The organism is Demequina lignilytica (assembly GCF_030418375.1).
Lineage (GTDB): Bacteria > Actinomycetota > Actinomycetes > Actinomycetales > Demequinaceae > Demequina > Demequina lignilytica.
This window is the reverse complement of sequence record NZ_JAUHPZ010000002.1, coordinates 463,413-478,512: the sequence shown is the minus strand read 5'-3', so window position 1 is coordinate 478,512 and position 15,100 is coordinate 463,413. Positions and strand designations below refer to the sequence as shown.

13 protein-coding genes are annotated in these 15,100 nt (G+C 72.9%); 7 read left to right on the top strand and 6 right to left on the bottom strand.

The features are described from left to right. Positions 1-39 precede the first annotated feature (39 nt). Positions 40-915 (top strand): M15 family metallopeptidase, encoded by an 876-nt coding sequence (locus QQX13_RS05800; protein ID WP_301152775.1) that lies wholly within the window; start codon positions 40-42, stop codon positions 913-915. A gap of 4 nt (positions 916-919) precedes the next feature. Then, positions 920-2,278 (top strand): 8-oxoguanine deaminase, encoded by a 1,359-nt coding sequence (locus QQX13_RS05795; RefSeq protein WP_301152773.1) that lies wholly within the window; start codon positions 920-922, stop codon positions 2,276-2,278. A gap of 6 nt (positions 2,279-2,284) precedes the next feature. On the opposite strand, the gene QQX13_RS05790 is transcribed toward QQX13_RS05795, so the two are convergent. From QQX13_RS05790 to QQX13_RS05770, 5 genes are read right to left on the bottom strand one after another with little or no spacing between them, the layout of a single operon-like run. Further along, positions 2,285-2,866, bottom strand: coding sequence for a helix-turn-helix domain-containing protein (locus QQX13_RS05790; RefSeq protein WP_301121103.1), 582 nt, complete (start codon positions 2,864-2,866; stop codon positions 2,285-2,287). Position 2,867: 1 nt separating this feature from the next. After that, complete coding sequence (locus QQX13_RS05785) at positions 2,868-3,713, bottom strand: ABC transporter permease (protein WP_301121101.1); 846 nt, start codon at positions 3,711-3,713, stop codon at positions 2,868-2,870. Continuing rightward, positions 3,710-4,507: an ABC transporter permease gene (locus QQX13_RS05780; RefSeq protein ID WP_301121099.1), complete on the bottom strand. Its 798-nt coding sequence runs from the start codon at positions 4,505-4,507 to the stop codon at positions 3,710-3,712. The genes QQX13_RS05785 and QQX13_RS05780 overlap by 4 nt, the downstream gene beginning before the upstream one ends. Continuing rightward, positions 4,507-5,337: an ABC transporter ATP-binding protein gene (locus QQX13_RS05775; protein WP_436968563.1), complete on the bottom strand. Its 831-nt coding sequence runs from the start codon at positions 5,335-5,337 to the stop codon at positions 4,507-4,509. The genes QQX13_RS05780 and QQX13_RS05775 overlap by 1 nt, the downstream gene beginning before the upstream one ends. An 8-nt stretch (positions 5,338-5,345) precedes the next feature. Beyond that, a complete protein-coding gene (locus tag QQX13_RS05770; protein WP_301121095.1) occupies positions 5,346-6,440 on the bottom strand; it encodes an ABC transporter substrate-binding protein in 1,095 nt (364 codons plus the stop codon). A 217-nt stretch (positions 6,441-6,657) separates the two neighbouring features. Between QQX13_RS05770 and QQX13_RS05765 the strand changes: the two genes are divergently transcribed. Beyond that, positions 6,658-7,479, top strand: a complete 822-nt coding sequence (locus QQX13_RS05765; RefSeq protein ID WP_301152771.1) for an FAD binding domain-containing protein — start codon at positions 6,658-6,660, stop codon at positions 7,477-7,479. Continuing rightward, positions 7,476-10,265 (top strand): molybdopterin-dependent oxidoreductase, encoded by a 2,790-nt coding sequence (locus QQX13_RS05760; protein WP_301152770.1) that lies wholly within the window; start codon positions 7,476-7,478, stop codon positions 10,263-10,265. The genes QQX13_RS05765 and QQX13_RS05760 overlap by 4 nt, the downstream gene beginning before the upstream one ends. Before the next feature lie 65 nt (positions 10,266-10,330). Here QQX13_RS05760 and QQX13_RS05755 read toward each other — a convergent pair whose 3' ends face one another. Then, the gene (locus QQX13_RS05755) at positions 10,331-11,260 is read right to left on the bottom strand and encodes an XdhC family protein (RefSeq protein WP_301152769.1); all 930 of its coding nucleotides are present in this window, start codon (positions 11,258-11,260) and stop codon (positions 10,331-10,333) included. Positions 11,261-11,340: 80 nt separating this feature from the next. Here QQX13_RS05755 and allB point away from each other — a divergent pair, with 80 nt between their 5' ends. From allB to QQX13_RS05740, 3 genes are all read left to right on the top strand, one after another. Then, a complete protein-coding gene (allB, locus tag QQX13_RS05750; RefSeq protein WP_301152768.1) occupies positions 11,341-12,657 on the top strand; it encodes an allantoinase AllB in 1,317 nt (438 codons plus the stop codon). Between the two features lie 116 nt (positions 12,658-12,773). Next, the gene (gene pucL / locus QQX13_RS05745) at positions 12,774-13,679 is read left to right on the top strand and encodes a factor-independent urate hydroxylase (RefSeq protein WP_301152767.1); all 906 of its coding nucleotides are present in this window, start codon (positions 12,774-12,776) and stop codon (positions 13,677-13,679) included. 1 nt (position 13,680) lies between these two features. Continuing rightward, positions 13,681-15,081, top strand: coding sequence for an amidohydrolase family protein (locus QQX13_RS05740; protein ID WP_301152766.1), 1,401 nt, complete (start codon positions 13,681-13,683; stop codon positions 15,079-15,081). The last annotated feature ends 19 nt before the right edge of the window (positions 15,082-15,100 follow it).

The window sequence follows — 15,100 nt, the reverse complement described above, 5'->3', positions numbered from 1 at the left end:
CGCCATCTGCCGGACATCCTGCCCCGCTACCCTGTGCGCATGCGTCCCGCCCCGCTCGCCGCCCTGGCCGTCGCCGTCGCCGCGCTCGCGGGATGCAGCATGATCACCCCGGCCCCGCAGGCGACCGTGACGGCGACGGCGACCGTCACCGCGACACCCGAGCCGAGCATCGTCCCCGGCCCCACCGTCACGGAGACCGCGACGCCCTTCGCACGTCCCGCGTGGCTCGCCACCACGCCGCTGGTGAAGAACGACAACGACCTGGGCGACCCCGGCGAGACGCCCGCGGAGCTGCGCGACCGCCGCCTGGAGCCGCGGCCCGGCGCGTACCCGGACCCTGAGACGGACGAGTGGGCGGCCACCGTCACCGCCGTGCCCGCCGACGTGCTCGCGCGCTCGAGCTGGCGCGAGGAGTGCCCGGTCGCACCCGAGGAGCTCTCGTACATCGTCATGACGTTCTGGGGTTTCGACCTGCAGCCCCACACCGGCGAGATGATCACGAACGCCGCGCACGCCGACGAGCTGGTCTCGGTGTTCGAGAAGATGTACGAGCGCCGCTTCCCCATCGAGGAGATGCGCGTCACGACGTGGGACGAGGTCAACGGCACCCACTACGGCGACCTCAACGTCACCATCTCCTTCGAGTGCCGCAAGGTCACCGGCGGCTTCTCGGTGTGGAGCCAGCACGCCAGCGGTCTCGCGGTCGACATCAACCCGTTCCACAACCCGTGGGTGCGCGACGGGTACGTCTTCCCCGAGCTGGCGGAGGCCTACATCGACCGCGAGTGGCTGCGCCCCGGGATGATCGAGACCCAGCAGCAGACCATCGCCGACTTCACCGCGCTCGGCTGGACCTGGGGCGGCACCTGGACCGATCTGGACGACTGGATGCACTTCTCGGCGACCGGAGGCTGACGCGTTGGCACCCAGCATGCTCATCGAGGGCGGACACGTCGTGACCGTCGACGCCGCGGGCACCGAGCACGCCCGCGGCTGGATCGCCGTCCGCGACGGCCGCATCGTCGCCCTCGGCGAGGGCGCTGCGCCGTCGGACGTCCGCGACGCCTTCCCCGACCGGATCGACGCCTCCGGAGCCCTGGTCACCCCCGGCCTGGTCAACACCCACCACCACCTCTATCAGTGGCTCACCCGCGGGATGGCGCAGGACGCGATCCTGTTCGACTGGCTGGTCGCGCTGTACCCGACGTGGGCGCGGATCGACGCCGACTCGGTGGGCGCCGCCGCCGCGGGCGCGATGGCCGTGCTGGCGCGCTCCGGATGCACCACCGTCGCCGACCACCACTACGTGTTCCCGCGGGGCGCGGGCGACCTGGTGGGCGCGATCGTGCACGAGGCCGACGACCTGGGCCTGCGCCTGACGGCGACGCGCGGCTCGATGGACCTGGGCGAGTCCGACGGCGGGCTGCCGCCGGACTTCGCGGTCGAGACGACGGACGATGCGCTGACCGCCTCCGCCGCAGCCGTCACCCGCTACCACGACGCGAGCCCCGGGTCGATGGTCCACGTCGCGATCGCACCGTGCTCCCCGTTCTCCGTCACCTCCGACCTGCTGCGCGAGTCCGCCACGCTCGCGCGCGACCTGGGCGCACGCCTCCACACGCACGGCTCCGAGACCGTCGAGGAGGCGGCCTTCTGCCAGGAGCGCTTCGGCATGGGCCCGACGGACTACCTCGAGGACCTGGGGTGGCTCGGCGCCGACGTGTGGATGGCGCACTGCGTCCACATGTCGGATCACGACATCGCGCGCTTCGCGGACACCGGCACCGGGGTCGCGCACTGCCCCTCCTCGAACGCCCGGCTCGCGGCCGGAATCTCTCCGGTGCGCGCGATGGTCGACGCGGGCGTGCCGGTCGGGCTCGGTGTGGACGGCGCCGCCTCCAACGAGCACGGGAGGCTGGGCGGCGAGATCCGCCAGGCGGTGCTCGCGGCACGCCTGCGCGACGGTGCCGGCGCGATGTCGGTGCGCGACTCGCTGCGGCTCGCCACGATCGGTGGCGCCCGGGTGCTGGGGCGCGAGGCCGAGATCGGCTCGCTGGAGCCCGGCAAGCTCGCCGACATCGCCGTGTGGGAGCTCGGCGCGGTCGAGCACGCGGGGATCGCCGACCCGGTCGCGGCGCTCGGCCTGGGCTCCCTGCCGGTCCTGCGGAGGCTGCTGGTGCACGGCCGCGACGTGGTCGCGGACGGCCGCCTGGTGCGGGCCGACGAGGCGGCGATCGCGCGGCGCGTGGTCGCCGAGGGGCAGCGGCTCCGCGGCTGACCGCGCCTACGTCCCCTTCTGCTCCTTCACGACGAGCAGGCGGTACGGCCCGCCCTGCGACCAGACCCGGTGGCGCACCCCGCCGGCGAAGTAGACCGAGTCCCCGGGCCCGAGCTCGTGGCGACGCCCGTCGGTCTCGAGCACGACCCTGCCGTCGAGGACCAGCACGAACTCGTCCTCCGCGTGCACGAACGGCTCCTCGGGATCCTCCGACTCCGACTCCACCAGGATCGGCATGAACGGCCGGCCCGCCTTGACCAGCGCCTGGGCGACCCCGCGAGCGAAGCCGTCGGGCGTCGGGCGTCGCGCCGCGGCGCGGGTGACCTCGACCCGGCGGCGGCGCGCATCGTCCGACTCGGCCGCGGCCATGAGCTCGACGGGGCTGGTCTCGAGCGCGCGCGCGATGCGCCGCAGCGACGGGAGGGAGAGGTTCGCGAGGCCGCGCTCGACCTGGCTGAGGAACGGATGCGACAGATCGGTCGCAGCCGCCAGCTGCACCAGGGTCATACGGCGCTGCTGGCGGAGCTCCCGCAGGCGCGCGCCGAGCCGGGCGGCGCCCTCATCGGACGTCGTCGTCGACTCGGTCATCTCAGACGCGCTTCTCGGGGTGCATGCCCATCCGTGCGAGCACCGTGTTCTCGACCGTCAGCACCACGTTGTAGAGCAGCAGCGAGACCAGCGTGACCACCACGACCGACGCCCACACCAGCGAGAACTGCGCCGACGAGATGTAGCCGCCGATCGAGCCGCCCACGCCGCGCCCGGTGGCGAGCCACTCGGCGAGGAGCGCGCCGGTGATCGCGCCGGGCGCCGAGATGCGGACGGCGGCGAAGAAGGCCGGCAGCGAGCTCGGCAGCGACACCTTCCGGAGCGCCGTCGCGGGAGAGCCGCCGTAGACGGAGACCACGTCGTGCATCTGCGGCGAGGCGCTCTTGAGCCCGTACGCGATGTTCACCAGCGCGGGGAACAGCACGACGATCCCGCCCATGACCGCCGTTGTCATGAAGTCCCGTCCGAAGATCATGATGATCACCGGCGCGAACGCGATCAGCGGCACCGAGCGCAGCAGGAGCGCGATCGGCATCGCCGCGTGCTCGAAACCCTTGGACAGCTGGAAGCCGGACGCCACCAGCAGCGCGACCACGAGTCCCGCCACGAACCCCACCGCTGCGTCGCCCAGCGTCACCAGGAGGTTCTCGAACACCTCCGAGGCGTCCTCGTCGGTGAGCATGAACTCGAGCACGTCGGCGGGGCTCTTGGCCACGAACGGCGACAGGTCGAACGCCCAGATGGCGCCCTGCCAGAGCACCAGGACCGCGACGAGCGTGAGCACCAGGGTCAGCAGCGAGGAGCCGAGCGCGCGGAGCGTGGCGCGGCGCGACTGGCGCTTGAGGTCGACGGCCAGCTGGGTGCCGGTGAACGATGCGAGGCTCATGCCGCCGCCCCCCTCGACCAGGGCGTCGCGAGACGCGTGAGCAGCCCCACGAGCAGGTAGCCGGTGAGCGCCACGGCGCCCGAGGCGAGGGCGATCCCCCACACGCGGGGCGAGTTGAGCGACTGCTGGGCGATCACCATCGCCGGCCCCACGCCGGTCTCGACCTTGCCGAAGTACTCGCCGAGCACCGCGCCCAGGAACGCGGCCGGGACGGCGATCTGCAGCGCCGTCAGGATGGCCGGCGCGGCGGCGATGACGCGCACCTTGCGCAGCTGCGCCATGCGGGAGCCGCCGTACACCTCGACCACGTCGAGGCTCGCCTTGTCCGCCGACTTGAGCCCGAGCAGGGCCCCCACCACGGTGGTGAAGAACACCGACAGGGCCGCGAGGAAGACCGCCGTTCCCGACGGCTCCCCCGACTTGGGCGGCCCCACGATGAGGAGCACGATCGGCCCGATCGCGACGATCGGGATGCAGTAGGTGATCACCGCGAGCTGGTTGACGACGCCCTCGAGCTTGGGCACCACGAGCACCAGGCCCGCCAGCACCAGCGCGAGGCCGTTGCCCCAGAGGTAGCCCTGGGCGGCCTCGTTGAGCGTGACCGCGAAGTTCCTGGCGTAGAAGTCCCAGCCCACGTCCGCGTAGCCCTGGATCACCTGGACGGGCGTCGGGATGGCCTTGGTGTTGCCCGAGCCCACGTTCGCGAAGATGGTGACGGAGGAGATCCACCAGAACGCGAGGATGCCCAGCGCGCCCATCAGCCCCGTGGCCCACGGCGGGAGGCGGCGGGCCATCAGTGGTCCTCGTCCGCGGCCGCTCCTCCGACGCCGAACAGCAGCTCCGACGCCTGGTCCACGTACGCGTGGAACTCGGGCGACCGCATGATGTCGGGCGTGCGAGGGCGGGGCAGGTCGATGGTGATGATCTCCTTGACGCGCCCGGGCCGCGGGCTCATGACCGCGACCTGGTCGGCGAGGAAGATCGCCTCGGAGATGCCGTGCGTCACCAGCAGCGTGGTGGCGGGCTTCGCCGCGAGGATGCGCATGAGCTCCACGTTGAGCTTCTGGCGGGTCATGTCATCGAGCGCGCCGAACGGCTCGTCGAGCAGCAGCACGGAGGGCTTCAGCACCAGCGAGCGGGCGATCGACACGCGCTGGCGCATGCCTCCCGACAGCTGCGCGGGCTTGGCCTTCTCGAAGCCCTTGAGCCCGACCAGCGCGATGAGCTCCTCGATGTAGGCGTGGTCGACGGGCTTGCCCGCGACCTCGAACGGAAGCTTGATGTTGGCGTACACGGAGCGCCACGGCAGCAGCGCGGAGTCCTGGAACGCGATGCCCAGCTCGTTGTACGCCCGCAGGTCCTTGGGGCTGCGCCCGTCGACCCGGGTGCTGCCCGTCGTGGGCTCCTCGAGCCCCGCGAGGATCCGCAGGATGGTCGACTTGCCGCATCCGGAGGGACCCAGCAGCGCCAGGAAGGTCCCCTGGTCGGTGTGCAGGTCGGTGTCCTGGAGCGCGACCACCTGACGGCCGCGCGTGGTGAACACCTTGGACAGGTTCGAGATCTGCAGGCCGGTGCCCAGGGCGTCGCCCTGGGCACCGGCCTTCGCGGTGGAGCTCACGAGGATCCTTGGGATCAGCCCGCGTACGCGACCAGATCGGGGTTCTCGGCGTAGACCTCGGCGAGGATCGAGAGGTCGAACAGGTCGGCCGCCTCGATCTCGATGCCGGCGCCGGCCAGCGAGGCGATGGTCTCCGACTGCAGCTCGTCCGAGATGGTGAACAGGCCGTTGGCCACGGTCTCGTCCGAGACGACGAGCTCCTCGGCCTGCATGATCGCGCCTGCCTCCGAGGCCTCCGGGTCGAGACCCAGGTCGACGCCGTAGACCTCGTACGCCAGGCGGGCGCCCTCGGCCGGGTCGTTGACCGCGTCGGCCCAGCCCTTGATCTCGGCGACCAGGAACGCCTTGAGGGCGTCGCGGTTGTCAGCGATCGACTCGTCGGTGACGGTGAAGGTCTCCGCGACGAACGGCAGGCCGTTGTCCGCGAACGGCAGGTTGGCGGTCTCGTAGCCGGCCATCGAGACGGTGATCGACTCGTTGGTCAGATAGGCGATGAAGCCGTCGACCTCGCCGTTGGTGAGCGGCGCGGGGTCGTACTGGACGGGCACGATCTCGACGTCGTCCTCGGTGAGGCCGTTGGCGGCCAGCAGCGCGAGGAACAGCGACATGTTGGAGTCCTGGACGCCGATCTTCTTGCCCACCATGTCCTCGGCCGTCAGGATGTTCCCGCCGTCGGCCAGCGACAGCACGGTGAAGGGGTTCTTCTGGTAGGTCGCGCCGATGATCTTCAGCGGGGCGCCCTCGTTCGCGACGGCCGCACCGATCGACACGGCGTCGGAGAGCGCGACGTCGACGGTGTTCGACACGAGCTCGGCGGCGCCGGTCGACGGACCGGGCACCAGCTCGACCGAGTCGAAGCCCGACTCGGTGAAGTAGCCGTTCTCGGTCGCGAAGAACTCGCCCGAGAACTCCTCGTTCTTGATCCAGGACAGCTGGACGGTGAAGTCACCGTAGGCCGGGGCCTCGGCCTCCATCGACTCGCCGGCGGCGACGCCGCTGGCCTCGACGTCGGCGCTGCTCGAGCTGCAGGCCGCCAGCGCGAACGAGGCGACCGCGGCAGCGGCCACCATGGCGGTGCGCTTGCCGGCGCGACCGAACGTGAAACTCATGTGTGTCTCCCTTGATTCGGTGGAGCGCGGGTCACCGCCCTTCCGGTGCCTCACCACGCCACGCGGCGACCCTAGGGAATGTAGATTTCGCCAACATGCGCATCCTGGTTTCGCGGACGTTAAATCGGCTAACGATCGTGCAACGATCGCGTCATCTGGACATGTCACACTGCCCGCAGACGGGCTCGGACGGGCCCCAGGGAGCCTGGGAGGCGGCATGGATCTCACCACCGTGAGCGCCTACCGCCGCGCGACCTCCGACGCGGACCTGACGCTCGCGCCCGGGGAGCGCTACCTCGCCGGGGGCACCTGGATGTTCTCCGAGCCCAACCGCGACGTCACCGGGCTGGTCGACGTCACGACCCTCCCCGGGCCCCATCTCACCGCGGACCGGGCCGGCCTGACGCTCGGGCCCGGCTGCACCATCGCGCGGCTGCTGGCGCTGGAGCCGCAGCCCGGGTGGACCGCGCAGCCGCTGTTCCGCGACGCCGCGAACGCGCTCCTCGCGGGCTTCAAGATCTGGAACGAGGCGACGGTGCTGGGCAACATCGCCCGCGCCTTCGCCGCCGGCGCGATGACGGCGGCCTGCGCGACCCTCGACGCGGATGCCACGGTCCGGGGCGTCGACGGCGGCCGTCGCACGGTCCCCGTCGCCTCCCTCCCCACGGGCAACGGCACCACCGTGCTCGGCCATGGCGAGCTGATCGAGAGCGTGCGCATCGGCGCGGAGGAGCTGGCGACGCGGACCGCGCTCCGGAAGGTCGCCCTCGCCGAGCTCGGGCGCTCCGGCGCCGTGGTGAGCGGCCGGGCGCACGCCGACGGGCGCACCGTCATCGTGGTCACCGCGGCGACCCTCACGCCGCACGTGCTGCGCTTCGACGCTCCCCCGCGGCCGGACGATGCGGCGGACGCCGCGCGCTCCGCCGACGACTTCTACACGGATCCCCTGGGCGCCGCCGACTGGCGGCGGCACGTCGCCGGCGCGCTGGCCGCGCGGGTGGCCACGGACCTGGCGCACGGCGATGAGGAGGACGCATGAGCATCGTCGCCGATGGCGCACCCCTCGACGGCATCCCCGCGCCCGGCCAGTGCCTGCGGACGTTCCTGCGCGAGCACGGCCGCACGGAGGTCAAGAAGGGCTGCGACTCCGGCGACTGCGGCGCCTGCACCGTGCTGGTCGACGGCACGCCCGTCCACTCGTGCATCTACCCGGCCGTGCGCGCCGAGGGCCGCGAGGTCACCACCGCCGCCGGGCTCGCACCCGAGGGCGAGCTGCATCCCGTCCAGGAGTCCTTCGTCGAGCACTTCGCGTTCCAGTGCGGCTTCTGCACGCCCGGCATGACGGTGACCGCGTCGACCCTGACCGAGGAGGACCTGCCCGACCTGGACCGCCGGCTCAAGGGCAACCTGTGCCGCTGCACCGGCTACCGGCCCATCCGCGAGGCGGTCGAGCACAGCGTGCGCGGCTGCGGCGTCGACGGCTCCTGCCCCGGGGTCTGCGGCCCCGGATCGGGCGCGGCCGTCGGGTCCTCCGTGCGACCGCCCGCCGCGACCGCGGTGGTCCAGGGACGCGAGGAGTACACGTTCGACACCGCGGTGCCCGGCCTCACCCACCTCAAGGTGCTGGGCTCGCCTCACCCGCACGCGCGCATCGTCGCCATGGACACGTCGCGCGCCCGTGCGCTCGCCGGCGTGGTCGCCGTCCTGACCCACGAGGACGCGCCCGCGGTGCGCTACTCGACCGGGAGGCACCAGAACCGGCTGGACGACCCCCGCGACACCCGGCTGCTCGACTCCGTCGCGCGCTTCGCCGGTCAGCGGGTCGCCGCCGTGGTCGCGGAGACCGCCGCGATCGCCGAGGCGGCGTGCGCCCTGATCGAGATCGAGTGGGAGGTGCTCCCCCACGTCACCGATCCCGAGGAGGCCCGCACCCCCGGCGCCCCGTCGATCCATCCCGACGCGACGCCCGAGGACGGGGTCGCGGATGCGGCTCGCAACGTCGTGGCCGCGATCCACGGCGGCTACGGGGACGTGGACGCCGGCCTCGCCGGGGCGGCCGCCGTGGCGACGGGGACCTGGTCGTCGGCACGCGTGACCCACGCACAGCTCGAGACCCACGGGTCGATCGGCTGGCTGGACGACGACGGCCGCCTCACGCTGCGCACCTCCTCGCAGGTGCCGTTCCTGGTCCGCGACGAGCTCGCGGTGGTCCTCGGCCTGGACCGCGACCGCGTGCGCGTGTTCACCAGGAGGCTCGGCGGCGGCTTCGGGGGCAAGCAGGAGATCTTCACCGAGGACATCGTGGGCCTCGCGGTCCTCGCGACCGGGCGCCCGGTCGCCTACGAGATGACGCGCGCCGAGGAGTTCCAGCGCACGGCGACGCGCCACCCCATGCGCGTGACCGCGACGCTCGGCGCGGACGCCCAGGGCCGGCTGACCGCGATGAAGGTCGACGTGCTCTCGAACACCGGCGCCTACGGCAACCACGCCGCGGGCGTGCTGTTCCACGGGTGCTCGGAGTCCGTCGCCGCGTACAACGCCCCCGCCAAGCGCGTCGACGCCGAGGCGGTCTACACGAACACCGTGCCCGCGGGCGCCTTCCGCGGCTACGGGCTCGGGCAGGTCATCCACGCGATCGAGTGCGCGATGGACGAGCTGGCCCTGGCCCTCGGGATGGACCCGTTCGAGCTGCGCCGGGTCAACACCGTCCGACCGGGCGACCCGCTGGCGATCACCTCGCTCGAGCCGCACGACGACCTGATCTTCGGCTCCTTCGGCCTCGACGAGTGCCTCGACCTGGTGAGGGACGCGCTCGCGCGCGACGATGCGGCGCCCGCCGTCCCCGTGCCCGACGGCTGGGCGGTCGGCGAGGGGATGGCGCTCGCGATGATCGCGACGGCGCCGCCGCGCGGGCACCACGCGACCGCGTCGGTGTCCGCGACTCCGGACGGGACCTACGTGGTCAGGGTCGGCACCGCCGAGTTCGGCAACGGCACCCAGACCGTGCAGACGCAGCTCGCCGCGGACGCCCTCGGCACCAGCCCGGACCGGGTGCGCCTGGTCGCGTCCGACACGGATGCCACGGAGCATGACACCGGCGCGTACGGCTCGACCGGCGTCGTGATCGCCGGCAAGGCGGTGCACGCCGCCGCGATGGACCTGAGGGGGATCCTGCTGGAGACGGCCGCCGCGGTGGCCGGCACGCGGGATGGGGACGGGGTGGAGTGGACCCTCGACCCGCTGGGCGCCGTCGCCGTCTCTCTCGACGGCGCCCAGCGCAGGGTCGGCCTCGCCGACCTGATCGCCGCCGCGCCTGCCGAGACCCGCGACGCCGACGGCGTCCGCGGCACCGGGCGGGAGGACGGCGCCGTGCGCTCGCTCGCCTGGAACGTCCAGGGCTTCCGCGTCGCCGTCGACCCCGAGACCGGCGCCGTGCGCATCCTTCGCTCGGTCCAGGCGGCCGATGCCGGCGTGGTGATGAACCCCGCGCAGCTGCGGGGCCAGATCGAGGGCGGCGTGGCGCAGGGCATCGGCTCGGCGCTGTACGAGGAGGTGCTGGTCGACCAGGACGGCACCGTCGGCAACCCCGCCTTCCGGGTCTACCGCGTGCCCCAGATCGCCGACCTTCCCGTCACCGAGGTGCTCTTCGCCTCGACGTCCGACCGGCTCGGCCCGCGGGGGGCGAAGTCGATGTCCGAGGCGCCGTACAACCCGGTGGCACCCGCGATGGCGAACGCGATCCGTCGCGCCCTCGGGGTGCGCCTGCACGAGCTGCCGATGACGCGCGACCGTGTCTGGCGGGCGGCCTCGCAGCGCGGCTCATGACCCGCCCGCCATCCGTCGGGACACTCAGTCCTCCGATCCGCGAGGAACCGCGCCCGTCGGGACGCTCAGTCCTCCTGGCGACGGTGGATCGGCCCCGAGACCTCACGCAGCGGGAGCCCCGTGCCGCCCGCGCGCGCGAGCAGCACCTCGGCCATGATCGCGATCGCGGTCTCTGCGGGCGTCGAGCCGCCCAGGTCGAGCCCGATGGGCGAGCGGAGCCGCGCGAGCGCATCGTCCCCCACGCCGCGCTCGGCGAGCGCCTCGCGGCGGCGCCCGTCCACCCGACGCGAACCCATCGCGCCCACATAGAGGACGGGGGTCGCGAGCGCGGCCTCGAGCGCGGGGACGTCGAGGCGGTCGTCGTGCGTGAGCACGCAGACCGCATCGTCCTCCCCCAGCGCCTCACCTCGCAGCCAGGCGTCCGGCCAGGCGATGATGACCTCATGGGCGTCAGGGACGCGCTCCGGCGTGGCGAACACGGGCCGCGGGTCCACGACGACCACGCGGAAGCCCATCAGCCGCGCCGCCGACGCGAGCGCGGGCGTGAAGTCGACCGCGCCGACGATCACCAGTCGCGGCGCGCGCGGACGCTCCAGCCGCACCGGCCCGTCGGGCCCCGCGAGCGCGAGCGCGACGGCGCCGTCGCCGAGGCTCGCCCGCAGCGGGTCGACCACGGTCTCGTCGCCCGGACCCACGCGCACCGCGACGACGTCCACCGCGCCGCCGCACGCGAGCCCCGGACGCAGCAGGTCGCCTTCGCCGCCCATGGTGAGGGCCTGCGCATCGCCGCTCGCCAGCACCTCGCGCGCGAGCTCGTATGCCTCCGCCTCGATGCAGCCGCCCGAGATGGCGCCGATCGCGCGGCCGTCGGCCGTGACGGCCATCGCGGAGCCGGGGGTGCGCGGGGTCGAGCCGTGCACGCCGGTGACCACGACCACGCCGAGGGCGCGGCCCGCGTCCAGCTCGGCGAGCGCCTGGGCCGCGATCTCGAACATGCTGGCCAGTGTAGGGCGGGCCATGGCGCGTGCCGCCGGGCCGCCACCGCTCCCCGCCCACCGTCTGGAAGGACCCGCTCATGACATACGACCTGGTGATCCGCGCGACGCACGCGGTGCTGCCCCATGGGACGATGCCGGCCGCCGTCGCGATCGCGGACGGCGCGATCGCGGCGATCGGCGCCGAGGACGAGCCGTTCGCCGCGCACGCCGAGGTCGAGCTGCCCCACGGCCAGGTCCTGATCCCGGGCGCCGTCGACACGCACGTCCACATCAACGAGCCGGGCCGCACCGAGTGGGAGGGCTTCGACTCCGCGACGCGTGCCGCCCGCGCGGGCGGCGTCACCACGGTGATCGACATGCCGCTCAACTCGATCCCGCCCACCGTGTCGCCGGCCGCTCTCGAGACCAAGAAGGCGGCGGCGTTCGGCAAGACCCACGTGAACGTGGGCTTCTGGGGAGGCGCGGTGCCCGAGAACCTGGGCAGCCTCGAGGCGCTGTGGGACGAGGGGGTGTTCGGCTTCAAGTGCTTCCTCGCACCCTCGGGGGTCGACGAGTTCGGTCACCTCGACCGCGCCCGGCTGCGCGCCGCGATGCAGGAGATCGCGGGGTTCGGCGGTCGGCTGATCGTGCACGCCGAGGACCCCGAGGTGCTCGACGATGCGCCGCCGCCCGCGGGCGCCGACTACGCGCCGTTCGTGGCGTCCCGGCCCGACTCTGCCGAGACGTCCGCGATCGACGCGGTCATCGACGGGGTCCGGGCGACCGGGGTGCGGGCGCACATCCTCCACCTGTCCTCGGCGGCCGCGCTGCCGGCGATCCGCGCCGCGAAGGCGGAGGGTCTCCCTCTGACCGTCGAGACCTGCCCCCACTACCTCACCTTCGACGCCGAGCACATCCCGGCCGGGGGCACGCAGTACAAGTGCTGCCCGCCGATCCGGTCGGCGGAGAACCGCGAGCGGCTGTGGGAGGCCCTGGCGCAGGGAACCATCGACTTCGTCGCGTCCGATCACTCTCCCGCCACCGCGGACCTCAAGCTCGCCGGCGGTGGCGACTTCGGGGTGGCATGGGGCGGCATCGCGGGGCTGCAGGTCTCGCTCGCAGCCGTGTGGACGGGGGCCAGGGCCCGCGGCTACCGCCTGGACGATGCGGTGGCCTGGATGAGCGGCAGGCCCGCCGCCTGGGCCGGGCTCCAGCGCAAGGGCGCGATCCAGGTCGGCCGCGACGCGGACCTGGTGGCCTTCGACCCGGAGGCGCCCTTCGAGGTGCACGCCGCCGAGCTGGCGCATAAGAACCCGGTGAGCGCGTTCGACGGGCACGCTCTCGTGGGGCGCGCGGCGCGCGTCTGGCTCGCGGGATCCGAGAGCGGCGAGGGCGAGCAGCTCCGCAGGCCGTGATGCGTGGCGGGGCCGGATCCGCCGCGACTCCCCTGGCAGAAATGTCGATGAAATCAACACCGCGTAGCGTGTGAGCGACGGCTCGACGCGACGCGTTCCCACCCCGAGGAGCAACCATGGCGATCATCCTGGGCGACCACCAGTACGGCAAGGCGGAGAACCGCATCGTCCGGATCGTGCGTGACACCCCGCGGCACGAGATCCGGGACGTCAACGTCTCGACGTGCCTCCGCGGACGCTTCGACGCGGCCCACCTCACGGGCGATCAGGGCGAGGTGCTGCCCACGGACACCCAGAAGCAGACGTCGTACGCGTACGCCAAGACCGTGGGTCTCGCGTCGCTGGAGCGGTACGCCCACGCCCTGGCCGTGCACTTCGTCGACGACGTCGAGCCCGTCGACCAGGCGCGCGTCGAGCTCGAGGAGTTCGCCTGGGAGCGCGTGAGCGTCGGGGGCGCGGAGCACGACTTCAGCTGGGTCCGCTCGGGCCGGGAGGTCCGGACGGTGGCGGTCACCGTGGACGCGGACGGCTCGGCGTGGATCACCGGCGGGCTCAAGGACCTGGTGGTGCTCAAGTCGAGCGGCTCCGAGTTCCACGGCTTCCTCGAGGACGAGTACACCGTGCTCGAGCCGACCTCCGACCGCATCATGGCGACCTCGCTGGTCGCGAAGTGGAGATTCGGCGCGGTCGACGTCGCGACGTTCGACTTCGACGCCGCCTACGCCGCGATCACGACCGCCATGGTGGAGACCTTCGCCTCCTTCCACTCGCTCGCCCTCCAGCAGACGCTGTTCCAGATGGGCAAGGCCGCCATCGAGGCCGTGCCCGAGCTGGTCGAGGTGCGTCTCAGCGCACCCAACAAGCATCACTTCGCCTACGACCTCGCGCGCTTCGGTATCGAGAACCACAACGAGGTCTTCCACGCCGACGACCGTCCCTACGGGCTCATCCAGGCCTCCGTCACCGTCGAGGGGGCGCCGGACGCGGGTCCCGCCTGGGACCAGTACAGCGGCCTGGTCTGACATGCACGTCTATCGGGCGCACATCTTCCACATCGCCGGCTCGCCCGCGCAGGACCAGGTCGACCGGGCCCTCGTCAGCCACCCCGACGGCGCGCTGGTCGTCGACGGCGACGGCCGCATCGTCCACCTGGGCCCGTGGGCGGACCTGCCCGACGCCTTCGCCGACGCGCCCGTGACCCGCGCCGACTACCTGCTCCCGGGATTCGTCGACAGCCACCTGCACTACCCGCAGTCGTACGCGACCGCGGCGCACGGCGGGGGCCAGCTGCTCGAGTGGCTCGACCACTGCATCTTCCCCACCGAGTCGCAGTTCGCGGACCCGGAGTTCGCGGACCGCGCCGCGCGCTACTTCACCCGCCGCCGCATCGCCGCCGGCACCACCGCCGCGATGGTGTTCGGCTCCGCCTTCCCGGTCGCTCAGGACGCCCTGTACCGGTGGACCGACGCCGCCGGCCTCCGCATCGTCTCCGGGCGCGGCATCCAGACGGTGGGGCCGGCGGCCGCATCGTCCCTGATCACGTCCGAGGGGGACGCGATCCGGCTCACCGCCGAGGAGATCGACCGGTGGCACGCGATCGACACCGGCGACCCGCGCACCGCGCGGATCCAGGTGGGTGTCGTGCCGCGCTTCTCGCTGTCCGTCACGCCGCGCACGCTGGCCGCGCTGGGCGAGCTGTACGACCACGCGCGCGGCGACGGCGTGTACTTCCACAGCCATCTCAACGAGAACAACCGCAAGGGCGACGGCGAGATCGCGGCCGTGCTCGGGAGCTACGGCGTCGAGGCGTACCTCGACACCTACGACGGCCGCTTCCTACCCGGCTCGAAGACCGGCGGGCACACGCTGCTCGGGCGCCGCTCCACCCTCGCGCACGCGGTGCACTGTCAGCCGCGGGAGCTCGACCGCATGGCGGAGACGGGGACGTCCATCGCCCACTGCCCGACCTCCCAGCTGTTCCTCGGCTCCGGGACGATGCCGTGGCGGGCGACCGTCGCGGCCGGCGTCAACATCGCGCTGGGCACGGACATCGGGGCCGGCGACGAGTGGCTGATCTCCCGCGTCGCGGGCGACGCCTACAAGGTCCACATCTCGGAGGAGGGCGACGCGGGGACCGCCCTCCACCCCGCGGAGCTGCTGTTCGCCGCCACGCTCGCGGGCGCGCGGGCCCTCGACATGGAGCATGCGTTCGGCAACCTCGACGTGGGCAAGGATGCGGACTTCCTGCTGATCGAGACGTCCCGCTGGGAGCCGCTCGAGGGGATGCTGTCGATGGGCATCCGCGCCGACGACGAGGAGCAGGCCACGCTCGAGGAGCTCTTCACGCTGCTGGTCGGGATGCGTCAGCCCGCGATCGCGGGCGTCTACGTCCAGGGCAGGCGGGCGGTCACGCCGGAGCTGTAGGCTCCACAGGACGGCGTGT